Raw genomic sequence first — 23,570 nt, 5'->3', positions numbered from 1 at the left:
GATCAACCACATCCATTCCGCAAAATCTGCCTGAATTGTTTATGCTGCTCCCGCTCTCCTGCGGCAACGACGATGCTGTCCGGCGTCAGTTCAAGCTCGGGCCCGGGGCTGAGATGCTTGGTGTGGTTTTTTTCAATGACAGCAATAATGGTAACTCCGGAACGGGCGCGGATGTCGAGCTCGCCAATCGTGCGGCCGATACATTCATACCCCGGTTCGATCCGGTACCATTCGATAATCAGGTCGTCCAGTGCCACCTCAATGGATTCCAGCGACCTTGGCTTATAGGTTACACCGCCGATGATCGCCGATATATATCTGGCTTCGTCATCGTCAAGTGTGACCATGGAAATGCTTTGGTCCGGATCGTCGTATTCGAAATGATACAGCTCACGCCGTCCGTCATCATGTACAATAATAGCGAGCTTGTCGCCGCTGCGTGTCTTTAGAACAAACTTTTTCCCGATTCCGGGCAGATCGCATTCTCTGAAATTCATAATGATTACAGCCTCCAATGAGTAAAAATCGAAATTTTTGCAGTGTTCTATGCCTATATCTTCATCTTTCGGAAAAGTAAACCACATAATTCGAGGTGAATTTAAGCGGATTCAGGAGCAGGCGCTTCAACAGATTATATATGATCGGATAAAATAACGCGGAACGTAAAGGTACAAGACCGGGATTCGGGCCGGTTTGAGAGTCCTGTTCAACAGGCAAAAGGGGCAATGTGCCGGGAATATGCGGCTTCGGATGCTGGCGTGCGGATGTAGAGGCAAAATGGTGAGCCTGCTTTTCGATGCCTTTTGCAGCACTGTCTTGAGCCAAGGGGCTGTGCCAATCAAAGGTAGCTGATGCCGGCAGAACCAGCGCAAGGAGGAGCGCCAAAACGAGCCGAATTAGCCCGCTGCGCGCATTTCGATCAATATATAGAGACAATTGGGCACCTCCTTCGCCGATCTAGTGTTAAAATCATAACATAGCCTTCACCATGGAGCCAAATGGCAGCACGCAAAAGGGATCGAATTAAACAATAGAACGGGGGAGCAGAAAATGAAACTATGGAGCAGTCAATTTCCGGCAGAGCCGCCAAGCGGATTGGAATTGTTCTGGCAGGATACGCCGGCTTTCTTCCGGATTTTTATCATTATTTTCGCAGTTGTCGCCGTTGGTATTCTCTCCGCTATTCTGTACAGCCTATTCAAAGGGATTAAGCAGTGGAGCGCTAACAATGCCAGTGAGTTGGTAACTGCTCCTTGCACTGTCGTCGCCAAGCGGTTCAAGGTCTATGGGGGCTCGGGCGACACAAGCGCCAGCACCAATTACTACGTTACTTATGAGCTTCAGAATGGCGCCCGGATTGAACTTGAAGTGCCTGACCAAAGTTACGGATTGATGGTTGAAGGAGACCGGGGAGAGCTGACTTATCAAGGCACAAGATTCAAAGGCTTCAAAAGGGCGGGGGATCGGGCGTCAGGAAACGCTGAGCATTAGGGTATCGGGGCAAAGATAGAGGTTAAAGCGGGAAAAAGCGCGCCCTACAGGACGCGCCGCATATGCAGAATGACGTTTTTCCAATATCCGTTGTCCAGCTTGCTGATTTGTACGCCGGGAGCGCCCCAGGTATGGATGAATTCTCCATCCCCGATATAAATGCCCACATGGCCGGGAATGGCGTCGCTTTCGAAGCGGCCGGGAACCGTGAAGAAAATAAGATCTCCGGACTGAAGCTCATCCCGGCTGACAGATCTGCCGATATTGTCCTGATCTTTCGCTAGTCTCGGCAAATCGACGCCAAACTTCTTAAAGACATGGCGGGTAAAGGAGGAACAGTCGAATTTCTTCGATTCCTCATATGGCGCTGCTCCGAAGTCATAAGGAACGCCCAGATATTTTTTGGCGTAGGAAATCAGCTCGTCGGCTTGATCCGAGGATAGGCTTTGAATGCGAATAAGCTTGCCCGGCGAGGTTGCACTTTGCTGATCATCCTCATTCCCTTCTCTCGGAGTGTCAATGGAAATTTCGCCGTTTCCGGGGTTCCAACTGACCTTCGATTGAACCAGTTTCGACAGCGAAGCCGGTGTAATATAGATTTTTCCGTCTCGCCGCATCGGCGCTTCCGGCAGCGTGCAGCTTTTGCCGAGGGAGAAGGCCTTTGGAGAGCCCGGACGCACTTTGTACATGACGTCGCTGTAACCGATTTTGGCATATCCGCCGTCCGCAGGTTTCTCTTCCATTCGATAGCCTAATGATTTTACCGCAGGTTCAAGGGGAATCCACGTTTTGCCCGAAGAGTCGGTAAAAGGCAGCTTCTCGACATATCCTCCAGACTGAACGGACGGTTTGACAGTGTTGACTCGGGGCTGGCCGGCATTATTGGCCGCTCCGCAGGCCGAAGCAAGGACGGCGGCTGAAAGCACAGAGCTTAAGAGCAGCAGCTTTTTTTGATTCGTTTCCATTACACACGCTCCATATTCAAAAGTTGTAGATTCAGTATGCTCAGTGATCCTCCTTGTTATGTGTATCCTTACCAAAAGGAAATGGCTGTAAAGAAAGGGATTCAAATCTGCCGTTGAAAAACAGTCCAGTCAATTCTGGCCGGCGGTACTTGTTATTTTTCAGATTGACGGAAATAGAACCTGACCTATAATATAGGTTCATAGAATGCTGGTATCGAGGCTAACGCCGCCACACGTTCGCTTTATTGCTTTTATTGATAAAAGCAATAATGCTGCGGTGCGCGGTTCGATGCACGCGCTGAAACAATTATGAGAAGAGGGGATTTAGAGATGAAGAAAAAGAAAATCTGGCTGGGGCTTAGTTTAAGTCTTATGCTTGCAGCTGCAGGATGCGGAAGCAGCAATAACTCGGCAGGAAACGGCGGGGCGGCTTCACCGGGCGGCACTGCGGGAGCGGGAAGCACGGACGCCAAGACTTACAAGATCGCGGTATCGCAGTATGTAGAGCATCCGTCGCTGGATGCGACGTACGACGGCATTATCGCCGCGCTGAAAGACGCGGGTATAGTCGAAGGACAGAATCTAACCGTTGACTTTGAGAATGCACAGGCGGATCAGGCAAACAATCTGTCCATCGCCCAAAAAATCGCGTCCGAAGACAATGATCTGGTTATCGGAATCGCAACGCCGCCCGCTCAGGCGCTGGTGCAGGCAATCAAGAACGCAACGCCGATCCTGTTCGCGGCTGTAACGGACCCGATTGACGCAAAAGTGGTATCCAATCTGGAACATCCGGGCGGAAATGTATCGGGGGCATCCGATACGAATCCGGAGGCGATTACCAAGCTGATGGACTTCATTGCCGCTCAATTTCCTAAGGTGAAGAAGCTCGGGCTTATTATCAATGAAGGCGAGCCGAACGCTGTCGTAATGGCGGACAAGGCCAAGGCCGCGCTGGACAAGCATGGAATCGAGCTCGTCAAAGCGCCGATAACGAACACGTCCGAAGTGAAGCAGGCTGCCGAATCTTTGATTGGACGAGCCGACGCGCTGTACATCACTCTTGACAACTCGGTTGTCAGCGGGGTGGACTCGATTATCCAGGTAGCTAACGAGAACAAGCTGCCATTCTTCTCAAGCGACCGCGATACGGTTGAGAAAGGCGCTTTTGCCACAGTGGGCTTCAAATACTTCGATCACGGTTATCAAGTCGGACAGATGGCTGTGGAAGTGCTAAAGAACGGCAAGAAAATCGGTGATCTTCCGGTAACCGTTCAGCAGAAGCTGGATGTTATCCTGAACATGAAGGCCGCCGCCGCTCAAGGCATTGAAGTAACCGACGCTATGAAGAAAGAAGTGGCCGATCAAGCCAACAGCATTATTCAATAAAGTTTTGACCAGGGGCGATCCTTAAGAGGCGCCCCTTGCCGTTTGAAGGGGAGGCAAGACATCATGTGGCAATCCATGTTAGGGGCGGTAGAGCTCGGTTTGCTTTACGCTTTTTTGGCTTTGGGAGTTTATGTAACGTTCCGGATTCTGGACTTTCCGGATTTGACTGTGGATGGAAGCTTTACGACTGGGGGCGCCATTGCCGCCGTTATGATTACTCACGGCTATTCGCCGTGGCTGGCTACGGTCGCAGCGCTTGCCGGCGGACTTATTGCCGGGGTGTGCACCGGCCTGCTCCATACTAAAGGGAAAATTAACGGGCTGTTGTCGGGGATTCTTATGATGATCGCACTTTATTCGATCAACCTGCGGATTTTGGGCAAGCCCAATGTTTCAATAATGGGGGAGACGACGCTATTATCTTCGATTGATCCTCTGTATGTTATGCCGGTCGTTATGATCGCGGTCAAGCTGCTGATCGATTTGTTTTTCCGGACCGATATGGGACTCGCGCTGCGGGCGACAGGGGACAATTCGCGAATGATCCGCAGCTTCGGAGTGAATACGGACACCACGACGATACTTGGCATCAGTCTGTCCAACGGGCTGGTGGCGCTATCCGGTGCGTTCATCACCCAATATCAGGCCAATGCCGATTCCTCGATGGGCATCGGAATGATCGTCATCGGTCTGGCTTCCGTCATTATCGGGGAAGCGATTTTCGGGTCCGGCAGCGTGTTTCGCGCGACCCTCGCGGTTGTGCTCGGCTCGATCGTGTACCGGATCGTTGTCGCCCTGGCACTGAGGGTCGAATGGCTTGACGCCTCCGACCTGAAATTGATTACGGCGATTATCGTCATCATCGCGCTTGTGTTTCCGTCTCTTCAGCGCTTCCTCAAGCACAAAAACAGCGCTCGCAAACGTACGGCCGAACTGGTCGAGCAGGCGCTGAAAGACAAGAAAGGAGGCGCGGCGAATGTTAAAGCTTGATAACGTATCCAAGCTGTTCAACCCGGGAACGCCGGATGAGAAGATTGCACTGCTCGGCATTGATCTGGAGCTTCAGCCCGGGGATTTCGTCACCATCATCGGCAGCAACGGGGCCGGAAAATCAACGCTGATGAATATTATTTCCGGCGTGATGAAGCCCGATCTCGGCGAGGTTCTCATTGAAGGAAGCCCGATCAGTCAACTTCCCGAGCACCGGCGCAGCCATTGGATCGGCCGGGTCTTTCAGGACCCGATGGCCGGCACATCGCCGCGTATGACGATCGAAGAGAATCTGGCGATGGCGTACAAGCGAGGCAAGCGCAGAGGACTGTCCATCGGCGTTTCGGCTGCAAAGCGGGCAATGTTCCGGGAGGAGCTTGCGCGGCTTGGCATTGGCCTTGAGAAGCGCCTGCGAGCCAAGGTGGGGCTTTTGTCCGGTGGAGAAAGGCAGGCCCTCAGTCTGCTCATGGCTACGTTCACGAAGCCGCAAATCCTGCTTCTGGATGAGCATACGGCTGCGCTCGATCCGGCAAGAGCGGAGCTGATTACCCGGCTGACCGAATCCATCGTTCGCGAAATGAAGCTGACCACCTTGATGGTAACCCATAACATGGAGCAGGCCATCCGGCTGGGTAACCGGCTTATTATGATGGACAAGGGCCAGATTATACTGGATATCGACGAGAGCCGCAAGAAGGATCTGACGGTGGAGCGCCTACTTGGAGAGTTCGAGAGAATCAGCGGCCACAAGCTGGCCGATGACCGGATCGTGCTCGGCTAATCGCAATCCTCGTTATCGTCACAGCGAATACTATTTGAGGCTCGGCAGGATGTCCGAAACCGGACGGACTTGCCGGCCTTTTTTGCGGAAGGGTTGAACCGTGCGCCGATTCATTTTTTGCTGTGTGGGTATTAGTTAAGGAATTATTGCCTGGCTAAAATGGGAAGTCTCGACGGAAACGGCAGTGCATATAATATAAAGCGGGATGCTGCGCCGAAAAAGAGCTACGTAAAGCTCCACGCGAGTGGGGCTATTTAATTTACAATATGAATGCAAATTAACTGTCTGTCATCATACATCTTATTGCTTGAAGGGAGTGAAAACAATGCACATGCATTTCGAAGCTATGATCAAGCTGCTTATAGCCATGCTGTTCGGGCTGTTCATCGGCATAGACCGCCAGTTGAAGCAGAAACCGCTGGGAATCCGGACCAGTATGGTTATCAGTATCGCCAGCTGCCTTGTGACGATCGTATCGATCCGGGCCTTTGACAAATTCTCCGGTCCCGAACATCCCAATATGGACCCGATGCGTCTTGCGGCACAAATCGTAAGCGGCATCGGTTTCCTGGGTGCGGGTGTTATCCTGCGAAGAGGCGGTGATGCTATCTCGGGCCTGACCTCGGCGGCGCTGATCTGGACGGCGTCGGGGATCGGCATCGCGGTGGGGGCCGGATTCTATATCGAAGCCGCAATCGCCGTCGTGCTGCTTATTTTTGCGGTCAACGTGGTACCATGGCTTATTCGGGCGATCGGACCCCAGAAGCTGAACAATCATGACGTATCCGTCAAGATTGTTATGGCGGATATGGAGGGCATGCCGGAAGTTATCCGGAAAATCGAGAACGGGACATGCCGGACCAAAGGTGAACGCAAACGAAAATTCCACGAACGCATCATCCGTCGAATGAAAATCAAGGACCTGGAGGACGGAAGACAAATGATTGATATGGTTCTGTCCGCTTCCCACCGCGATTTCGCAACGGAAATCTATTATGATCTTAAAGGGATTGAGAATATTACGAACGTCGAAGTGGAGCAATTATAGTGCCGGGCTCCGATTTATGATAAGCTATCCTGGTGAAAACAGTTACATTCAGAGGAGGATTGGCCGAAACCATGGAGATCCTGGCATATGAAGGGCAATTTGAGGGAGAGGCGGCAGTATGGCTGAAGGCCGGACGTTACGAGGCGGCGGTGCTTCCGGAAACCGGCGGAAATTTGATCGCTTTTCGCGATACCAAGAAGGGCTTCCGCTTCCTGCGCGAACCGGGAGAAGACGGAATCGAGGCGTTTAAGCAAAGCCCCGGAGTATACGGCATTCCCGTGCTATTCCCTCCGAACCGGTATGAAGACGGCAAATTTCCGTGGAACGGACAAGTCTATCAGCTGCCGGTGAACGAAGCGGCGACCGGGAATCATCTGCACGGTTTTTTGCATACGGTGGCCTGGCAGGTGGAAGACTTCGGGAGTGGCAAGCACGAAAGCTATGTGACCGTCGCCATTAAAGTGGACGAGAATCATCCATCCTATAAATATTATCCCTTTGAATATACTGTCAAGCTGCGATACGGCCTGTCGGAAGCGGGACTGTCCCAGCAGGTGCTGATCCATAACGACGGGAAGGCAGTCATGCCCTGTCTGCTGGCCTTCCATACGGCCGTTAACGCTCCGTTTGCGCCGGAGAGCTCAGCAAGCGATTACCGGGTAAAAATAACGATCGGCAAGCGCTGGGAGCTAAGTGAGCGGATGCTGCCGACAGGAAATTACCAGCCCCTCGGGCCGGAAGAGGTCAAACTCAGAGAGGAAGGGGTAAATCCGTTCTTCGCTCCTCTCGACAATCATTATACAGCCGTGCCGCAAAACGGAAGAAACCGCATGGAGCTTACCGATACAAAGCTTGGCGTGACGCTGGTCTACGATGCGGGCACTTCCTACAAGCAATGGATGATTTGGAACAACGGAGCAACAGAAGGCTTTTTCTGCCCAGAGCCCCAGATCAACCTGGTAAATGCGCCGAATATGGACCTGCCGGGAGATGAAATCGGCTTGTTCAGCCTGAAGCCCGGCGAGTTTTGGGAAGAAACGGCGAGATTTTACGTAAAAGGATTATAGAAAACAACATTAAAGAGCGGTTCGAGTGTCTGCTTGTACGGATATTCGGAAGATGAAACAGGAGGACCGACATGCAGCTCATTGCCATGCTCACGATGCTGATCGATCATATCGGGTATATCTTTTTTCCCCGGGATATGGAATGGAGGTATATCGGGAGGATTGCGTTCCCTATTTATTGCTACGCGCTTGTTCAGGGGCATTTCCATACTTCTTCCAAGGTCCGTTATTTGCTGCGTCTGTTTGCCATTGCCCTGATTGCGCAAATTCCCTACAATCTGGCTCTCAATCCGGGAGGGCTGAATGTCGTCTTCACGCTGCTGCTATCCGAGCTGGTGCTGATTGCGTTGGACAAGCTCCCCAAGCTATGGCTGAGCGTCGTGGTTGTTATTCCGGCTTTGTGGATCATGGACGTTCTACCGCTTGACTACAATGCGTACGGGCTGCTGCTGGTGCTTATTTTCCGCTATCTCCGGTCCTACGGGCTGGTGATTGCTCATTTGGCGCTGAATACGGTCTATTTGTTCTATTACGGCTGGACCGTTCAAATGCTGAGTCTGCTGCCCACTTTGGTAGTCGCCTATGGCCCTGAGCTGTGGGAACGATTGAGGAAGCGTCAGGTTCCGAGATGGATCTGGTGGTCTTTTTACCCTGGGCATCTTGCGGTTCTTGCCACCATACGAATGTTACATTACGGATATTTACCCGAGATTGAATGGTTAAGCCTGGTCTCTCTGTGAAGCGTCTTTCGAAGAATCTTCGTTTACAGAATATCCCTTTCCTGAGATAATAGGTTTTGTTATCGCCAATACAGGAGAGAAGAGGGATTCAATGAACCGAGTTAAAAAAAGAGCAAAATGGCTGCTTCCTATCTTGGCGCTGCTGCTGGTGCTTGCGGGATGTCAGGCCGTAAACGGTTATGATGTAAACAAGGCGCTGCTCGGCAATCTTGATGTAAAATCGGCTGAGGAAAGCGTATCGTTCTCTCTGAATGCCGTTCCGGCTGCGGGGATCAGCGCGGAGGATCAGAAGACCATCGATCTTATCAATTCTTTATCCTTGAATGTAAGCCATCTGAAGGTCCAGGACAACGGGGACATTTCCGCGGCAGGGACGCTGGGCTTTAAGCAGGCAGCGATACCGTTCACTTTCTACATGAACAAAACGGTGCTTGCCTTGAATGTGGAAGGAGCCAAGAAGCCGTTCTACTTCCCGCTTCAAGGTTACGATGAAGTGCTGTCGCAGGTTGGGCTCGATAAGGACAAGGCCGAAAGCGTAGGCAAGCTGGTGAGCCAGTTCGTGGTCAATAACCTTCCGAACCCTTCCGCCATCAGCGTGACTCCGGTTAATGAAGCTGTGTATGGCGAGACGCTTAATCTAATGAAGCTTCATGCCGAAGTGACAGGGGATGAGCTCCCGGCACTACTCAAAGCCTTTTTGAAATCGATCTCCAAGGATACCGAGGGCTTCACCAAGCTGATCGACGGCTTGTACGATTACTTGCTGCCGCTGCTGAAGCAGGAACCGGCGCAGGCTTTGCTGGAGCAGTACGGTCTTTCCGACATTCCGCTGGATAACAAGGCCGATGTCGTTCCGGTTCTGCATGACGCGGCCAAGCTCGCCGTCGATGCGGCGCTGCTCGTATATGACAAAGAACTCGATAAGCTGTACCAATCGACACCGGAAATCAAAACTGTACTGAGCAAGGATACCAAGCTTCAACTGGACTTGTTCGTGGATAGCTCGTTACATGTGCGCAAGCAGAACCTGAGTCTAAACGTGGCGCTGCCAAATGACGGAAGCATACCAATTCGGAGTATTTCCTTCAAATCAGAAACGCAGATTTGGAACATCAACGGTGCGGTTAAGGCCGATCCGATCAGCGTAGACGGTGCTCTCAACGTTACCGAAATTAATCTTACACCTGGCTCCGTGCTGAGCCAATTTGACGCCAATTCTACGGTTTACGGTGTGCTCAAGAATGATCTTGGCATTACCAAGAAGTCGGCAGTGGTCGAGCCCGAATTATACGACACCGTAGTTAAAGGGAAGACGACGATGATTCCCCTTCGGTACCTGGCTCTACAACTCGATGCCCAGGTGAAATGGGATGCGGCCTCCAAGAAGCTTACGGTCATTGACGATGTTTATGGCACTACAATTGTTCTGAAGCCGGGTTCGGCTAATGCCGTCATCGACGGCGTGAATGTGAAGCTGCCCCAGCCGGTCTTCTTTGACAAGTACGGCAGAGGCTATGTACCGCTGCGGTTCGTAGCCGAAGCGCTTCACGCCAAAGTGAAAGTGGACGATGAAGGCTTGATCTATATTACACGCGATTAATCATTATCGCCGGAATGAAGCCCGGCCGCTAATTGACGCCAACAGCGTTAAAGCGGCCGGGCTTTTACGTGCTTACGCATGCTTTCCCATACTCTGCTTTGGGTAAACAACAATAAATAGGGCTGGAGCGGGTAAAATAATAACGGTCAATAAAATTTTTAAACGGAGCGGTTGAAATTTCTGAGAAAATGTTTTAAGATATAAAAAAGTAAGAACCTAACAAAATGGAGGTTATATTATATGTCAAATAGTTATTTCGATGCGGTGAAAAAAAGACGCTCCGTCTATGCAATCAGCAAGGAACTTCCGGTGTCCTTGGAGCAGGTACAGGAAATTGTAGAGCAGGCCATCCTGCACAGCCCGACTTCATTTAACTCGCAAAGCTCCAGAGCTGTCGTGCTTTTCGGTGAACAGCATGATAAGCTGTGGGACATCACTTCCGGGACGCTTCGAAAAATTGTGCCCTCCGAACAATTCGAAGGCACAGCGCAGAAAATGGCCGCTTTCAAAGCGGGAGCAGGCACGGTTCTCTTCTTCGAAGATCAAGCCGTTATTAAGCACCTCCAAGAGAATTTCGCACTGTATGCCGATAATTTCCCGATCTGGTCCAATCAGTCTTCCGGCATGCTCCAGCACGTCGTATGGACCGCACTGGCGGAAGCCGGCGTCGGCGCTTCCCTTCAGCACTACAATCCGCTGATCGACGATGAAGTGAAGTCGAACTGGGGACTGCCGGCCGAGTGGAAGCTGATCGCACAGATGCCTTTCGGCGGGATTGTCACCGCTCCGGGTGAGAAGGAATTCGAACCGGTCGAGAACCGCGTTAAAGTATTTAAATAAGGCTGATTCATCTCGTCCGATTCGCGGGCGATTTCGATCGCCACCGCGCAGGCCAAAGAGTGGGGAGAGAATCACGACAAGAAGATCAGGAAAGAGAAGCATTGATTAAGCAGCTTCCGCGACATGATGATTATTAGTGGCACTAACGCAAAAAAGGACAAACGACGGTTGTCGCTTGTCCTTTTTTAGAATTGATTATTGTGCAGCGGCGCTTGGGCTTGCTTCAGGCGCTGCGGAGGCTCCTGGCGCTGCAGAAGCTTCCGCCTTCTTGGCGTCGGTCAGCGTGTTCGTGATCTTCGCTCCGGAAGTCAGAGTCTGCATCCATGTCGAGGACATTTCGGAAACTTTCTGGGAAACCAGTGTCTTGCGGATTTCTTCCTTCGAGTTCTCAAGTGTTGGGGTTACAGCATCTTTATGATCCGTTACTTTGATGATATGGTAGCCATATTCGCTCTTGACCGGTTCACTCGTTTCGCCGACCTTCAGCTTGAAAGCCGCGTCGGAGAAGGCGGCTACCATGTCGCCGCGCTTGAAGAATCCAAGATCGCCGCCCTTGTCCTTGGAGCCGGTGTCACCGGACTTCTCTTTGGCCAAAGCCGCGAAGTCTCCGCCGGATTTCAACTGCTTGACGATCGCATCGGCTTCCTCTTTCGTCTTCACGAGGATATGGGAAGCGCGGACTTCTTCTTCCGAACCTATAGAGGCTTTATTTTCATCAAAATATTTTTTGATTTCGTCGTCGGTAACCTTGACTTTAGGCTCAAGCAGCTTGCGGATTTCTACCTGAAGCGGCAATTGCTTCTTCAGATCGTCCATGGTCATGCCGCTTTGGGAAAGAGCGGAGTTCAGTCCGTCTTCGCCGCCGAACTGCTTCTTGAGATCTTCAATCTCTGCATTGATGTCGGCATCGGTGACCGTAATGTTCGCTTTCTTGGCTTCTTGATCGACAAGCTCCTGGGTGATCATGGATTGCAGCGTCGATTCCCCGCCAGCCTGCACCAGCTTGTCATACAGCTCGTTCTTCGTAATATCTTGGCCGTTAACCGTCGCTACGGCGGCATTGCCATCAGCCTTCTGGAAAGGCGGTTTAATCAACACAATAATAAGCGCTGCCGCCAGTATGATCGAAGCGATCATCCAGCCTTTGCTTCCCTTGGAGGAAGAGGGGGCCCCTGCGGGCGGTTCGCCGATCTTGTCCATTACCGGGATTTCCGGATTTGTGTTGTCCACAGCAGCTTGTTCCGCCGCCGCAGGGTTCTCCTGGTGCTTGCTCTGGTCCAAATTCTTTTCATCCATTGTAGCAATGACTCCCTTCATTTATAGGCGTTGCCTTTTCTCTCTACCAACTTTACCAGAATTCCAGGGATCAAACCTTAAGAAAGCATAAAAAAACAGATATTCTTTTTAAGTATGCCTTAATAAACGGAAAAAGCCGGAAAACACGGTCGCCCGTCGTTCTCCGGCTTTTACGCCAATGCTTGAATCCTGCTTAAGAGATCCGGCTGCGGATCAGCTGGCGGATATGCTCTTGCTTTCTTCTCGGAATGCGTACCCGCTTGGCGTACTCGCCTTTTTCACCGAAATAGATGCAATCATCCTCGATGGAGCTGATTTTGTTCAGATTGACGTAAACGCCGCCCTGCACATGATAATAGCTTGAGGATTTTAACAGACGATTCAATTGCTCGGCAGTCATTCTCTTTTTAATATTGTAGTTTCTGCCGTGAAAGATGACCAGGTCGTGGTCTCCAACCTTAAAGAACAGAACGTCCGTTTCCACCTCGAAGTCCTCATATACATTTCTGGCTTCCAGTAGAATGCTGTTCATTCCTGTTCCCCCTTATTCATATTCTTCTGTGTTAGCGCTTACATTATATCATGGCCAGCCATACTTGAAAAGCTTATTTTTAAAATAATGCAGTTCTCGGTGTTTTGGGATTTGTCATAGCCGATGAAAAAATGTAAATTATAAAAAGCGAAGAGAGACCAAAGGAGGAATTATTAGTATGAATCAACCGTCCAAGCTTTTTCTATATGTAGGTTCGTATTCGGGAGCCGATGTAAATGGTATTCATGTATTGCAGTTTGAGCCGGAACAGGGGGGCGCTCTAACCTTGCTCAGCGGAGTGAAGGGAGTTGCCAATCCGACATTTATTAATGTGGACGAGCAGAGGCTCCGCCTGTATTCCATCGGCGAGAAGGTCAATGGGCATGGCGTCAAGGAAGGCGAAGTAATAGCCTACTCCGTGGAACGTGAATCCGGTGCATTATCGGAGATCAGCCGGACGGAGACGATGCTTGCCGAAGGCGCAATTGCCACGACTACCTGCCATATTGCGAGAGACTCGGGCAGCAAGTTCCTGGTGGTCGCCAGCTATCACGGTGGACAAATCGGACTCGTCTCCCTTGACGCGGAAGGAAAGACCGTGCGTCTAACCGATTTCGCGGTTCATTCGGGCCGGGGCGCCCACCCTGAACGTCAGGACCGTCCTCACCCGCATTCGGCGACGTTTAGTCCCGATGAACGGTTCCTGTTTGTCTGCGATCTGGGGATTGATGTCATCCGGGCATACCGTATTAATGCGGAAAAAGAAACGCTGGAGCTGCACGGAGACACGCCGCTTCACCCGGGGGCAGGCCCGCGTCATTTCGCATTCCACCCGGACGGACGTTCCGCGTATGTCATTAACGAAGTGGACTCCACCATTACTTCGTTTACATATGATGCCGCAGCGGGTACTCTGAGCCCCGTTGTTACCGTTCCTACGCTCCCGGAAGACTATACCGAAGAGAATACCTGTGCGGAAATCGCGCTGTCTCCAGACGGACGTTACCTGTACGGATCAAATCGCGGACATGACAGCATTGTCGTCTACGCGGTCGATCCGGCGACAGCCAGACTGACCTTGGTAGAGCACACGTCCACTCACGGCGGACATCCGCGACATTTTGCGCTTACGCCGGGCGGAGATTATTTGATTGCCGCCAACCGGGACTCCAATAATCTGGTGGTCTTTGCAAGGGACAGCGCCAGCGGAAAGTTGACCTTTACCGGACACGAAGCGCAGGTACCAAAGCCTGTATGCGTCAAGCCGGTGTACTTAAAAGCTTAAAGTGATGAAGCGGGGGCAACAATAACGAAACGCCAAAAACGCCGGTCTGTGCGGTCCGGCGTTTCCTGCATGTGCTGCTGATGCTTAACGGAGAGATACTGGCCTTAGCGGCACGATTGTGGATACGGCGGACTTGAACAATACGCTTTGTTTGCCGTCGTTCTGACCCTGCAAAGTGATCGTGTAGGCGTCATACGAGGTCATAATGCCCTGGATTTTCACTCCATTGGTCGTAAAGATCGTCAGCGGAACCTTGGTCTGAACAAATTGACTAAGCATACGTTCCTGAAGCTTTTGGATTTCCACTTTGGCAGCACTCCATCTTTTTATAATTGACTACTAACAAAGTATAGCATGGAAAAGGTTCCCTCTGGAAACAGACCTTGTCCGTCGGATGCTCATAAGGAGGAAAAGAGAATGATTGCCAGGCACTGGTCCAGAGGTTTCAAGCTTTTTCTTCTGTTTATGGTGATTTTCGGGCTGATTGCCGTTCAGGTCGCGTATAACCGAACAGCGTGGTTTGACAACAGGATCATACATTTCGTTCAATCTTCCGAGTCCCCGGCGCTTACCTCTTTGGCCAAAGCATTATCGCTGGTCGGATCGTCAAAAATCGTGATTACGCTCTCCCTTGTCATTATGGCTGCCCTGTTTCTGTTTCTAAAACACCGGCTGGAGCTGCTGTTTTTTCTATGGGCGGGTGTGACATCTCATATCTTGAACTCCATACTCAAGAACTGGTTCCACAGGGAGCGGCCGAACATTCACCGGATTATTGAAGAAGCTGGCTTCAGCTTCCCAAGCGGCCATTCGATGGCCGCCTTTACGGTGTACGGTGCGCTTACCTTTTTGCTGTGGCGCCATATTCGCACCGGAGAGGCCCGGGTCCTGCTGGTCGCCGTTTGTTTTATCCTCACCGCCGCCATCGGCTGGAGCCGGATCTATCTTGGCGTGCATTATCCGAGCGATGTGATCGGCGGATACGCCGCCAGCTGCGCGTGGCTGATGCTGTCCATCGTTCTGTTTGAGGCGCTCCGTTCCTTCCTGGAGAAGAAGCGCAAGGGCTAGCCCTCGCTCCCCGTGAAAAAAGCCGGACACCTATGAGGTGCCCAGCTGCGGTATTACTAGCGGGAACGGTTATCCGTTCTGATCGGCCGGTTTCCGATGCGGGTGATGATGTCCGGTGAACGGCCCCTTCTCGGTGACTTTTGCTTTCAGCATGGCCGGCAGACCGGACTTGAGCTGTCTGGCCTGCTCCTGCGTGAAGCGTCCTTCAGCTACGCCCTTGTCTATACGGCTGCCGGCAGCCTCCGCAAGCTTCTGGACATACTGCTCTTCCGTCCAGCCTTTTTTCTCCTTGGCGATATCGGCCAGGCTTTTGCCGGATTTCAGGCTTTCAGCTAGAGCCGAGCAGTCCATGCCGAACAGCTTCGCGCTTTCCGTGAAGATGAAATGCCCTTTGCCGTGCCGTTTGGCTTTATGTTCTCCATTATCGGAGACGGGATGGGATGGGGAATCGGCGGTCCGGCCGTTGTCCGGGGCGTTTTCGGCTCCCTCAGCGCCAATTGCGGAAGCGCCAAAAGTCAGGACCAACAGAAGGGCTGCGGACAGCGTCAGCATTTTTTTGTTCCATGCGCTCAATAGGTTCACCTCATTTCCTTAATAATGAACTGCAGTATCCAGTATTGCCAGAAACCTGAAAGAACGCTGAAAAAAGGCTTAATTCCCGTTAAATTTCGCCGCTCGGCCTCTTGGGTAATATAATAAAATCAGGTATGAACAAGCCGTTACAAGTAACAAAAGGAGGGATGGGCCGTGAATTTTGGCGCCCGCGTACTTAAGACGGGGCTGGCGGTAACGCTTGCCCTATATCTGGCCACGCTGCTGAAGTTCCCCTCTCCCACAGGGGCGGGAATTGCGGCCATATTTGCCATGCAGCCGTCCATCTACAGGTCGTGGCGGCATTTTCTGGACCAGGTTCAGACCAGTACGGCCGGAGCGGTCATTGCGCTGCTTGGCGGGATGCTGCTGTCCAACCAGCCCATTGCCATTGGCATCGTCTGCATCCTGGTCATTATGCTCAGCATGAAAATGAACCGTTCGGATACGATCGGACTGACGCTGGTTACCGTTATTTCCGTGATGGAAGGCTCGGGAGAGTGGCAGTTTGCGCTTACACGGTTTCTGATGCTGATGACGGGGATCGTGTCGGCTTTTGTAATTAACATTCTGGTTATCCCCCCGAAGCCGCGGAAGCAGTACATCAACCAGATTGAACGCGTCTTTAACAGCCTCTCCCTGCTGATGCGCACGGCCGTTTCTCATGAAATGAAAGAAAGCGTGTTCCGGGACGAGAAGAATACGCTTGAGGGCTCGATCCGTTCGCTCGCGGACAAATACGCCCTGTTCGAAGAAGAACAGAAGCAGCTGCGCAAGCCGAAGTACAGCCAGACCCGGCAGATGGTAGTGTATAAGAATTTGCTCTCCTCCCTGCAAAAGGGCTTTGAAGTACTAGACGCGGTGGACCGGCATTATTTTCAGGCCGAGCCGAGCGAAGAGACCGATGTCATGTTCGACCGCCATTTGGAGAAGCTGATCAAATATCATGAGCATATTTTACTGAAGTTTCAGGATAAGATTAAACCGGGGATGTCGGAGACGAAGCCGCTGGGCGATGACAATGACAGCTTCCTGGATTCTGTCGTTCATGACAGGCAAGGAAACGACAACCGCCTAAGGCTTGCCGTCGTCGCCGGAGCGATTTATGATTACGGTTATCAGCTAGAACGCCTTGACAGGGTCGCTGACCAGATTAACCGCGCTTCGGAAGATTAAGTGCCCGGATTATAAATCTTTATATTTTCATAAAATCCGGCTCCCAAGGGGAACCGGATCGCTTGTATTTTGTAAATTGGTTGTGATGATCAACCTATAAAAAGGGGATGAATCTCAATGTCGATCAATGAACAGGAATGGAAAGAAGAGCAGCTTCGTGTCGACCGCATTACCGGGCTCCTCAAAGGCCATATCCGGGCGCTTTCCGAAGAGCTTGGGCTTCATCGCAGCGATGTGGTGGAGCTCCGCAAGGATTTTTGGGAAGAGGTAACCGTGAACTTCAGCAGTCCCGACGATCTCGGCGAAACCTCCACCAGTCTGCGGCAGCAGGCACAGGTATTGTCCGAGCGGGAACGCCATCATTTGCAATCCAGCAAAGCGCTGAAAAAATATAAAAAGCTTGTGGTATCCCCATATTTCGGTCGCATTGATTTCACGGAAGCTCCGGACGGTGAAACTGAACGCATCTATCTGGGCATCGGCTCGCTGATGGAGGACAACGGCACTTTTCTTATTTATGACTGGCGGGCTCCGATTTCCAGCTTGTATTATGACGGGGCGCCCGGTCCCGCAGCCTTTGAAACGCCGGCAGGCACGGTGAGCGGGGACATGAGTCTGAAGCGGCAGTTTGTCATCGACAATGGAACCATCGAGGTGATGTTCGACACGGGCGTCACGATCGGCGACGAATTGCTTCAGCAGGTGCTAAGCCACAGCGCGGACGACCGGATGAAGAGCATCGTAGCTACCATTCAGAAGGAGCAGAACGCGATTATCCGCAACGACCGCAGCCGGATGCTCGTCGTTCAGGGGGCGGCCGGAAGCGGGAAGACGTCCGCGGCGCTTCAGCGCGTCGCCTACCTGCTGTACAAGTACCGGGACAATCTGCAGGCTGATCAGGTGCTTCTGTTCTCACCCAATCCGCTGTTCAACAGCTACGTGTCTACCGTGCTTCCCGAGCTCGGAGAAGACAACATGCAGCAGACAACCTTCCAGATGTATCTGGAGCACCGCCTAGGCCAGGAATTCCAGCTTGAGGATGTATTCAGCCAGACGGAATCGCTGCTGGGCAGTCCTGATGGCCCTGAGGCGGATGCCAGAAAGGAAGGCATTGCCTACAAATCGTCGGTCGCATTTCTCGATGCCATCCGCCGTTATGCAACCAGGCTGGAATCCGAAGGAATGCTCTTCAAGCCTTTGATGTTCCAGGGGCGCGCTATCGTAGGCAAGGAAGAAATGGAACGGAAATTTTACGAATACGACCCATCCATCAGGCTGGCGAACCGGATCGACCTTATGACCAGCTGGCTGCTGAAGAAAATCGCCCAATTCAGCCAAGGGGAACGGAATTCGGACTGGGTGGAAGACCAGATCGACCTGCTGGACTCCAGCGAGTATCACCGCGCATATCAGGCGATGCGGCGCAAGCAGCGGGGTAAGGAGGAGACGTTCGATGATTTTGACACCGAGAAGGAAATGCTCGCCCGCTACATAGTCAGCCAGCGGCTCAAGCCGTTGCGGGGCTGGGTCAAACGCGGCCGCTTTGTCGACGCCAACGGACTCTATTCCCGCCTGTTCCGCGACAGAGAGCTGCTGGAAAGCCTTAACGAAGGGGCGGCGCTGCCCGAGGGCTGGGACGGTGTCAGCGTTCAGACGCTGAATTCCCTTGCCGGCGGAGAGCTTGCCTATGAGGATGCCACGCCGTTCCTGTATTTGAAGGAGCTCAGCCAGGGCTTTCATACGAACACTTCGATTCGTTATGTATTCGTGGATGAAGTGCAGGATTATTCGCCGTTCCAGCTCGAGTTTCTCCGCCGGTTGTTCCCGCGGGCCAAAATGACCGTGCTCGGCGATCTCAACCAGGCTATTTACGCTCAGGGTGAGGCACTCGGCGAATTGGCGGGACTTGTGAGCATCTACGGGAAAGAGAATACGGAAGTCGTATCGCTGACCCGGAGCTACCGCTCGACTTACGAGATTGTCGAGTTTACGCGGTCCATGGTTCCCGGCGGCGAGCGGATCGTTCCGTTTAACCGAAGAGGGGAAGAGCCACTGGTTCGCGAGGTGTCCGGAAGCGAGGAGCTTTTGTCCAGAGTGGAAGAAGATATTCTGAACCTGCATTCGCGCGGCTATCACTATGTTGCGGTTATCTGTAAGACGGCCGGGGAAAGCTCAAGGGTATACGACGGTCTCAAGGATAAGCTAGATGTGCAGCTTGTGACCAAGGAGACGCCGAATTTCCAGAAGGGGACGCTAGTTCTGCCAGCATATCTGGCCAAAGGCGTTGAATTCGACGCGGTTATCATCTATGATGGATCATCGAAGAATTATGGAAGGGAAAGCGAACGGAAGCTGTTCTATACCGCTTGCACGAGAGCGATGCATGTGCTGCATATTTATTGCCTCGGCGAGCCGAGCCGGTTCATTCCCGTGCAATCGGTGGACACCGGCAGCCGCGTCCAATAAAAGCGAATAAGCGAATTTAAAGCCGCTACCGACCTTTCGGGGCGGCTTTTTGTTGTATATGAATAATCGGTGGGGAACCAACCACACTAAAGGATGTTGTGAACGAAGAACAAAGGTGGTCCGCACATGAAAGATAAAAAAAGGGATCTGCTGGCCCTGGCATCCATTCCTTTTATCATGACGCTTGGAAATTCCATGCTCCTCCCGGTGCTTCCTCAAATTTCCCGAAAGCTGGCCGTCAGCTCCTTTCAGGTCAGTATGATCATTACGGTATACGGCGTCGTCGCGATTGTAATGATTCCCGTTGCCGGATATCTCTCCGACCGTTTCGGACGCAAAGCCGTAATTCTTCCCAGCCTGATCGTCGCGGCTCTGGGAGGGGGAGTTTCGGCTGCCGCGGCGTGGCTGATGGGTGGAATCACCGCTTATTGGGTGATTCTTGCCGGGCGTTTTTTGCAGGGAATCGGGGCAGCGGGCGCTTTTCCCATCGTTCTGCCTTTGGTCGGCGACATGTTCAGGGATGAAGAGGAAGTCAGCAGAAGTCTGGGCCTGATCGAGACCTCCAACACCTTCGGCAAGGTGATCAGCCCTATTCTCGGCGCTTATTTGGGAACGCTGCTGTGGTACCTGCCGTTTATTTCCATTCCGGCCTTGTGTCTGATTTCATTTTTATTGGTTGTGTTCCTTGTCAAGAGTCCGAAGAAAAAAGAGCATAAGCCACCGACAGTACGGCAGTTTCTTCAGGGAATCCGGGATGTGCTGCGTGAAAAGGGACGCTGGCTGTACTCGATATTCGCCATTGGCTGCATCTGCATGTTCGTTACGTTCGGCGTCCTGTTCTACCTGTCGGAGACGCTTGAATCGGAGTATCATATGCATGGCTGGCTGAAAGGCCTGGTGCTCGCCATACCGCTCGCGCTGCTCTGCCTGTCTTCGTTCGGAGCCGGAAAAATGATCGGGGAAAATAAAAAGCGCATGAAATGGTTAGGTTTCGCGGGAATGGCGCTGCTTACGGCATCCATGATTATTACCGGATTCCATAGCGGAATCTATTTTATGGTCGGATTTCTGAGCCTTGGGGGGATCGGCATAGGCGCCGCCCTGCCTTGTCTGGATGCATTAATAACCGAAGGGATTGAAAAAGAGAACCGCGGCACGATCACCTCCCTGTACAGCAGTATGCGGTTTATCGGGGTGGCGCTCGGTCCGCCGGCCGTATCCCTGCTCATGAATGCAGGTCACTGGACGCTGTTCGTTACAATGGCGGCGGCAGGCGCTCTGGGAGGACTCTTGACCCTGTTTGGCATCAAGCCGAGCGAAGGGCAGCGGGGGGAGAAGAAAGGGGAAGCCTTATCCCGTTACAAACCGGAACCATCCGAACGGGACGGAGCATTCGGTCGCAGAGGCAGGTCGCCGGTCTAGTCTTCATAAATATTGCCGGTATTGCGGCAGATGGTCCGCAGGACCAAGCGAAGCTCTTCAACCTGGGATGGGGTCAGGCCTGCAAGTGCGGAATCGAGATTCTGCTGCTCAAGAGAGCGGGTGGCGCCGATCAGCGCTTTCCCCTCGGGGGTGGCGTTCAGCAGATAGGCTCTCCGGTCGTTATCCGAGACCGTCTTCGTGATCAAGCCCTTCTTGCCCAGCAGCTCGACGATCCGGGCGGTGGTTGGCTGATCCTTGTCCACGGAAGCGGCAACCGCCTTCTGGTTGATGTTGTCACGGCATGCAATCGTATAGAGGACCGTCCACTGTTCCGGAGTGATATCGAATGGCTTCAGGGCGCGGGAAAAAAGGATCGAAATCCGCCGGTATGCGGAACCGAGCAAAAAGCCTGGAGAGTGCTGCAGATTGGGCAGGGTCATTATGGGTCTCCTTTGCGTATTGTATGTACATTTACATGGTAGGATAATTATTTCCAGAATACAAGTAAGCGTAAAAGGTAAAACAAACAAGCTCTTGCCCGGCGGCCGGGCAAGAGCTTGTTTCATTGAAAGCACCAGGTTTATTGCGGCTGCTTGACAGCCTGAGGAACCTTCTCCCAGTCCTTGAGGAAACGCTCAATTCCGTTGTCGGTCAGCGGGTGCTTCCACAGCGACGGCAGCAGGGAGCCTGGAATCGTAGCAATATGCGCTCCGGCGATGGCAGCCTGCTCCACGTGGGCGATATTCCGAATGCTGGCGGCGATGATTTCCGATTTAAGGCCGTAGTTGGAAAGGATCGTCTTCAGGTCTGTGATCAGCTTCATGCCGTCCACGCCGATGTCGTCCAGACGTCCGACGAACGGGCTGATGAAGGTGGCGCCGGCCTTGGCGGCCATGAGACCTTGGGCAGCGGAGAAAATCAGGGTGACGTTCGTCTTGATGCCTTTCTTCGTCAGCTCATAGCAGGCTTCCAGACCGTCTTCGGTCATGGGCAGCTTGATGACGACATTAGAGCCCCATTCCGCGATTTCGTAAGCTTCTTCCAGCATTTCCGCGGCTTTCAGACCGATGACTTCGGCGCTGACAGGCCCGGGAACGATTTCGACGATTTCCTTGATCACATCTTTAAAAAGTCTGCCTTCCTTGGCGATCAGCGACGGATTCGTCGTTACCCCGTCCACCAAACCAAGGCGGGTAATCCGCTTTATTTCTTCAATATTACCGGTGTCCAAGAAAAATTTCATTTTCCTTATCCTCCTCTGGTTTCCAGATAATTTTAAAGCTTAGGGATACCTACATTATGGGTCATTGTGATAAAAGATTCAACTGTTATTTTGATTATCTCAAAATAACTATTATATTTAGGTTATCGCTTTCATTTTGATTCTTCTTTAAAGCGGATTGGCCGCATCCATGTCCGGGTATGAATAGATAAATAAATGCGACGGGCAGGTGACTCCAATTGAAGAGAATCGCAATCAATGAGAAAATAATCGGACGATTGACATAAAGGGCATTTTCGGCAAGGCCTGCCCGTGATAAGATTAAATGCGGTATGTCGATTTCTGTAACAAGGCGGGAGCATGCGATAGATTGTGTCCAGTTCAGGATGACGGTTCTTGCCTCCTGAGGCAGCCTGCTGTATCAGGCTTACGCCCATAATACAGATCATAAAGGTGAAAGGACGGCGGTCCTGGAGCGGAACGGATAGAGTCAGAGAGGAGATAGGGGCATGAAGGTCATACTGAATCGGACCGTGATCTCTGCGGAGCAGGGTGACATTACAGCATGGAACGGCGACTGCATCGTGAACGCCGCCAATTCCGGACTGTTTGGCGGCGGAGGCGTTGACGGAGCGATCCATCGTGCAGGGGGACCCCAAATTGCCGAAGAGTGCGCGCTCATTCGCAGCAAGCAGGGCGGCTGCCTTCCGGGCGAAGCGGTGGCTACAGGAGCCGGAAATCTGCCGTTCCAGGCCGTCATTCATACGGTGGGGCCGATTTGGAAAGGCGGGTCAGCCGGCGAAGCCGACACGCTCGCCAAATGCTATAAGAGCAGCCTGGCGTTGGCAGCGTCGATAGGCGCCCGAAGCGTCGCTTTTCCAAACATCTCGACGGGCATTTACGGATTTCCGAAGCCGCTCGCATGCAGCGTCGCGTTGAATGCGGTTGCGGAATATATCCATGCTCTGGAGGGAGAAGATGGCCCTCCGGAAAGAATCGACTTTATCTGTTATGAGGACGATAACGCAGGGTTGTATCAGGAAGCGCTGAAGAATATAGGGAAATCTGCAGCCGAATGACGGTGAAGCCCCCTTGGAGGAGTGGAAGAGGAAAGTGAGCCATACCGATGTGGAATATGTGATTGTGGATTCCGGCAATCCCGATCTGCGGCGCCTGATTGCCATGCTGGATGAGGAGCTTATGGAACGCTATCCGCAGGAACGGATTTACGGAGTTGACTTCGATCATCCCGACGTGCGCAAAATCATCTTTGTTATCGCCCGCCACAATGGAGAAGCGCTCGGCTGCGGAGGAATCCGTCCGTTAACGCCGGACAGTAACGAGCAGCCTGCGGCCGAACTGAAACGGTTCTTCGTGGACCGGGGCACCCGCAAGATGGGCATAGCTTCAGGTATGCTGAAGTATCTGGAGGACCAGGCGCGCGGTCGCGGCTTCAAGGAGATGAGGCTGGAGACGGGAGGGAAGCAGCCGGAAGCGATAGCGCTCTATATGAAGCACGGCTACCGCCCGATTGACAGGTTCGGCGTTTATGCGGATAATCCGGAATGTCTCTGCTTCGGCAAAAGCCTGGACTGAGGGCG

25 protein-coding genes are annotated in these 23,570 nt (G+C 52.4%); 16 read left to right on the top strand and 9 right to left on the bottom strand.

All coding sequences use genetic code 11. The annotated features are described in order from the left end of the window. Positions 1-2: 2 nt before the first annotated feature. Together G5B47_RS12850 and G5B47_RS12845 are read right to left on the bottom strand one after the other, a co-directional pair. On the bottom strand, positions 3-497 hold the full coding sequence (locus tag G5B47_RS12850; RefSeq protein WP_165098591.1) for a cation:proton antiporter regulatory subunit: 495 nt from the start codon (positions 495-497) through the stop codon (positions 3-5). Between the two features lie 61 nt (positions 498-558). Continuing rightward, entirely contained in the window at positions 559-936 is a 378-nt protein-coding gene (locus G5B47_RS12845) for a hypothetical protein (RefSeq protein WP_165098588.1), read from the bottom strand. A gap of 114 nt (positions 937-1,050) precedes the next feature. On the opposite strand from G5B47_RS12845, the gene G5B47_RS12840 reads away from it, so the two are divergent. Next, complete coding sequence (locus G5B47_RS12840) at positions 1,051-1,491, top strand: DUF2500 domain-containing protein (protein WP_165098586.1); 441 nt, start codon at positions 1,051-1,053, stop codon at positions 1,489-1,491. Between the two features lie 44 nt (positions 1,492-1,535). Here G5B47_RS12840 and G5B47_RS12835 read toward each other — a convergent pair whose 3' ends face one another. Beyond that, positions 1,536-2,456, bottom strand: coding sequence for a C40 family peptidase (locus G5B47_RS12835; protein WP_165098584.1), 921 nt, complete (start codon positions 2,454-2,456; stop codon positions 1,536-1,538). Between the two features lie 330 nt (positions 2,457-2,786). Here G5B47_RS12835 and G5B47_RS12830 point away from each other — a divergent pair, with 330 nt between their 5' ends. The 8 genes from G5B47_RS12830 to G5B47_RS12795 all read left to right on the top strand — a co-directional run bounded on the left by G5B47_RS12830 (position 2,787) and on the right by G5B47_RS12795 (position 10,911). Further along, positions 2,787-3,845: an ABC transporter substrate-binding protein gene (locus G5B47_RS12830; protein WP_165098583.1), complete on the top strand. Its 1,059-nt coding sequence runs from the start codon at positions 2,787-2,789 to the stop codon at positions 3,843-3,845. 63 nt (positions 3,846-3,908) lie between these two features. Then, positions 3,909-4,835 carry an ABC transporter permease gene (locus G5B47_RS12825; RefSeq protein ID WP_165098581.1) on the top strand — a complete coding sequence of 309 codons (927 nt, stop codon included), beginning with the start codon at positions 3,909-3,911 and terminating at the stop codon, positions 4,833-4,835. After that, complete coding sequence (locus tag G5B47_RS12820) at positions 4,822-5,616, top strand: ABC transporter ATP-binding protein (RefSeq protein ID WP_165098579.1); 795 nt, start codon at positions 4,822-4,824, stop codon at positions 5,614-5,616. The genes G5B47_RS12825 and G5B47_RS12820 overlap by 14 nt, the downstream gene beginning before the upstream one ends. Positions 5,617-5,947: 331 nt before the next feature. Continuing rightward, on the top strand, positions 5,948-6,664 hold the full coding sequence (locus G5B47_RS12815; protein ID WP_165099101.1) for an MgtC/SapB family protein: 717 nt from the start codon (positions 5,948-5,950) through the stop codon (positions 6,662-6,664). A 71-nt stretch (positions 6,665-6,735) separates the two neighbouring features. Continuing rightward, the gene (locus G5B47_RS12810) at positions 6,736-7,731 is read left to right on the top strand and encodes an aldose 1-epimerase (protein WP_165098577.1); all 996 of its coding nucleotides are present in this window, start codon (positions 6,736-6,738) and stop codon (positions 7,729-7,731) included. A gap of 71 nt (positions 7,732-7,802) precedes the next feature. Then, positions 7,803-8,471 (top strand): TraX family protein, encoded by a 669-nt coding sequence (locus tag G5B47_RS12805; protein WP_165098575.1) that lies wholly within the window; start codon positions 7,803-7,805, stop codon positions 8,469-8,471. A 91-nt stretch (positions 8,472-8,562) separates the two neighbouring features. Beyond that, positions 8,563-10,071 (top strand): copper amine oxidase N-terminal domain-containing protein, encoded by a 1,509-nt coding sequence (locus G5B47_RS12800; protein WP_165098573.1) that lies wholly within the window; start codon positions 8,563-8,565, stop codon positions 10,069-10,071. 240 nt (positions 10,072-10,311) lie between these two features. After that, positions 10,312-10,911, top strand: a complete 600-nt coding sequence (locus tag G5B47_RS12795) for a nitroreductase family protein (protein WP_165098571.1) — start codon at positions 10,312-10,314, stop codon at positions 10,909-10,911. A 195-nt stretch (positions 10,912-11,106) separates the two neighbouring features. Here G5B47_RS12795 and G5B47_RS12790 read toward each other — a convergent pair whose 3' ends face one another. Together G5B47_RS12790 and G5B47_RS12785 are read right to left on the bottom strand one after the other, a co-directional pair. Next, a complete protein-coding gene (locus G5B47_RS12790) occupies positions 11,107-12,207 on the bottom strand; it encodes a peptidylprolyl isomerase (RefSeq protein ID WP_165098568.1) in 1,101 nt (366 codons plus the stop codon). A 193-nt stretch (positions 12,208-12,400) separates the two neighbouring features. Then, positions 12,401-12,739 carry a hypothetical protein gene (locus G5B47_RS12785; RefSeq protein WP_165098565.1) on the bottom strand — a complete coding sequence of 113 codons (339 nt, stop codon included), beginning with the start codon at positions 12,737-12,739 and terminating at the stop codon, positions 12,401-12,403. A 178-nt stretch (positions 12,740-12,917) separates the two neighbouring features. Here G5B47_RS12785 and G5B47_RS12780 point away from each other — a divergent pair, with 178 nt between their 5' ends. Continuing rightward, positions 12,918-14,024, top strand: a complete 1,107-nt coding sequence (locus G5B47_RS12780) for a lactonase family protein (protein ID WP_165098562.1) — start codon at positions 12,918-12,920, stop codon at positions 14,022-14,024. A gap of 84 nt (positions 14,025-14,108) precedes the next feature. On the opposite strand, the gene hfq is transcribed toward G5B47_RS12780, so the two are convergent. Continuing rightward, positions 14,109-14,330 carry an RNA chaperone Hfq gene (hfq, locus tag G5B47_RS12775; RefSeq protein WP_165098560.1) on the bottom strand — a complete coding sequence of 74 codons (222 nt, stop codon included), beginning with the start codon at positions 14,328-14,330 and terminating at the stop codon, positions 14,109-14,111. A 111-nt stretch (positions 14,331-14,441) separates the two neighbouring features. Between hfq and G5B47_RS12770 the strand changes: the two genes are divergently transcribed. After that, positions 14,442-15,092 (top strand): phosphatase PAP2 family protein, encoded by a 651-nt coding sequence (locus G5B47_RS12770; RefSeq protein ID WP_165098558.1) that lies wholly within the window; start codon positions 14,442-14,444, stop codon positions 15,090-15,092. Positions 15,093-15,161: 69 nt separating this feature from the next. Here G5B47_RS12770 and G5B47_RS12765 read toward each other — a convergent pair whose 3' ends face one another. Then, positions 15,162-15,665 carry a hypothetical protein gene (locus tag G5B47_RS12765; protein ID WP_165098556.1) on the bottom strand — a complete coding sequence of 168 codons (504 nt, stop codon included), beginning with the start codon at positions 15,663-15,665 and terminating at the stop codon, positions 15,162-15,164. A gap of 174 nt (positions 15,666-15,839) precedes the next feature. On the opposite strand from G5B47_RS12765, the gene G5B47_RS12760 reads away from it, so the two are divergent. The 3 genes from G5B47_RS12760 (at position 15,840) to G5B47_RS12750 (ending at position 20,747) form a co-directional block, all read left to right on the top strand. After that, positions 15,840-16,859, top strand: coding sequence for an FUSC family protein (locus G5B47_RS12760; protein ID WP_165098553.1), 1,020 nt, complete (start codon positions 15,840-15,842; stop codon positions 16,857-16,859). Positions 16,860-16,976: 117 nt separating this feature from the next. Further along, positions 16,977-19,325 carry an RNA polymerase recycling motor HelD gene (helD, locus tag G5B47_RS12755; protein ID WP_165098550.1) on the top strand — a complete coding sequence of 783 codons (2,349 nt, stop codon included), beginning with the start codon at positions 16,977-16,979 and terminating at the stop codon, positions 19,323-19,325. A 126-nt stretch (positions 19,326-19,451) separates the two neighbouring features. After that, positions 19,452-20,747, top strand: coding sequence for an MFS transporter (locus G5B47_RS12750; RefSeq protein ID WP_165098548.1), 1,296 nt, complete (start codon positions 19,452-19,454; stop codon positions 20,745-20,747). Here the strand turns inward: G5B47_RS12750 and G5B47_RS12745 are convergent. Continuing rightward, entirely contained in the window at positions 20,744-21,187 is a 444-nt protein-coding gene (locus G5B47_RS12745) for a MarR family winged helix-turn-helix transcriptional regulator (protein ID WP_165098545.1), read from the bottom strand. The genes G5B47_RS12750 and G5B47_RS12745 overlap by 4 nt on opposite strands. A gap of 140 nt (positions 21,188-21,327) precedes the next feature. Beyond that, the gene (fsa, locus tag G5B47_RS12740; protein WP_165098542.1) at positions 21,328-21,990 is read right to left on the bottom strand and encodes a fructose-6-phosphate aldolase; all 663 of its coding nucleotides are present in this window, start codon (positions 21,988-21,990) and stop codon (positions 21,328-21,330) included. A gap of 488 nt (positions 21,991-22,478) precedes the next feature. On the opposite strand from fsa, the gene G5B47_RS12735 reads away from it, so the two are divergent. Next, positions 22,479-23,048 carry a macro domain-containing protein gene (locus tag G5B47_RS12735; protein WP_165098539.1) on the top strand — a complete coding sequence of 190 codons (570 nt, stop codon included), beginning with the start codon at positions 22,479-22,481 and terminating at the stop codon, positions 23,046-23,048. A 34-nt stretch (positions 23,049-23,082) separates the two neighbouring features. Beyond that, positions 23,083-23,565, top strand: a complete 483-nt coding sequence (locus G5B47_RS12730; protein WP_328804528.1) for a GNAT family N-acetyltransferase — start codon at positions 23,083-23,085, stop codon at positions 23,563-23,565. Positions 23,566-23,570: the final 5 nt, after the last annotated feature.

Origin of the sequence: Paenibacillus apii (genome assembly GCF_011043685.1) — a bacterium.
Taxonomy (GTDB): domain Bacteria; phylum Bacillota; class Bacilli; order Paenibacillales; family Paenibacillaceae; genus Paenibacillus_AQ; species Paenibacillus_AQ sabinae.
This window is presented reverse-complemented; position numbering and strand designations above follow the sequence as displayed.

Coding starts and splice junctions, on each gene's coding strand:
- G5B47_RS12805 (WP_165098575.1), top strand. CDS start 7,803: ATGCAGCTCATTGCCATGCTCACGATGCTGATCGATCATATCGGGTAT.
- helD (WP_165098550.1), top strand. CDS start 16,977: ATGTCGATCAATGAACAGGAATGGAAAGAAGAGCAGCTTCGTGTCGAC.
- G5B47_RS12840 (WP_165098586.1), top strand. CDS start 1,051: ATGAAACTATGGAGCAGTCAATTTCCGGCAGAGCCGCCAAGCGGATTG.
- G5B47_RS12770 (WP_165098558.1), top strand. CDS start 14,442: ATGATTGCCAGGCACTGGTCCAGAGGTTTCAAGCTTTTTCTTCTGTTT.
- G5B47_RS12830 (WP_165098583.1), top strand. CDS start 2,787: ATGAAGAAAAAGAAAATCTGGCTGGGGCTTAGTTTAAGTCTTATGCTT.
- G5B47_RS12815 (WP_165099101.1), top strand. CDS start 5,948: ATGCATTTCGAAGCTATGATCAAGCTGCTTATAGCCATGCTGTTCGGG.
- G5B47_RS12825 (WP_165098581.1), top strand. CDS start 3,909: ATGTGGCAATCCATGTTAGGGGCGGTAGAGCTCGGTTTGCTTTACGCT.
- G5B47_RS12735 (WP_165098539.1), top strand. CDS start 22,479: ATGAAGGTCATACTGAATCGGACCGTGATCTCTGCGGAGCAGGGTGAC.
- G5B47_RS12850 (WP_165098591.1), bottom strand. CDS start 497: ATGAATTTCAGAGAATGCGATCTGCCCGGAATCGGGAAAAAGTTTGTT.
- G5B47_RS12790 (WP_165098568.1), bottom strand. CDS start 12,207: ATGGATGAAAAGAATTTGGACCAGAGCAAGCACCAGGAGAACCCTGCG.
- fsa (WP_165098542.1), bottom strand. CDS start 21,990: ATGAAATTTTTCTTGGACACCGGTAATATTGAAGAAATAAAGCGGATT.
- G5B47_RS12835 (WP_165098584.1), bottom strand. CDS start 2,456: ATGGAAACGAATCAAAAAAAGCTGCTGCTCTTAAGCTCTGTGCTTTCA.
- G5B47_RS12785 (WP_165098565.1), bottom strand. CDS start 12,739: ATGAACAGCATTCTACTGGAAGCCAGAAATGTATATGAGGACTTCGAG.
- G5B47_RS12780 (WP_165098562.1), top strand. CDS start 12,918: ATGAATCAACCGTCCAAGCTTTTTCTATATGTAGGTTCGTATTCGGGA.
- G5B47_RS12820 (WP_165098579.1), top strand. CDS start 4,822: ATGTTAAAGCTTGATAACGTATCCAAGCTGTTCAACCCGGGAACGCCG.
- G5B47_RS12795 (WP_165098571.1), top strand. CDS start 10,312: ATGTCAAATAGTTATTTCGATGCGGTGAAAAAAAGACGCTCCGTCTAT.
- G5B47_RS12810 (WP_165098577.1), top strand. CDS start 6,736: ATGGAGATCCTGGCATATGAAGGGCAATTTGAGGGAGAGGCGGCAGTA.
- G5B47_RS12745 (WP_165098545.1), bottom strand. CDS start 21,187: ATGACCCTGCCCAATCTGCAGCACTCTCCAGGCTTTTTGCTCGGTTCC.
- G5B47_RS12750 (WP_165098548.1), top strand. CDS start 19,452: ATGAAAGATAAAAAAAGGGATCTGCTGGCCCTGGCATCCATTCCTTTT.
- G5B47_RS12800 (WP_165098573.1), top strand. CDS start 8,563: ATGAACCGAGTTAAAAAAAGAGCAAAATGGCTGCTTCCTATCTTGGCG.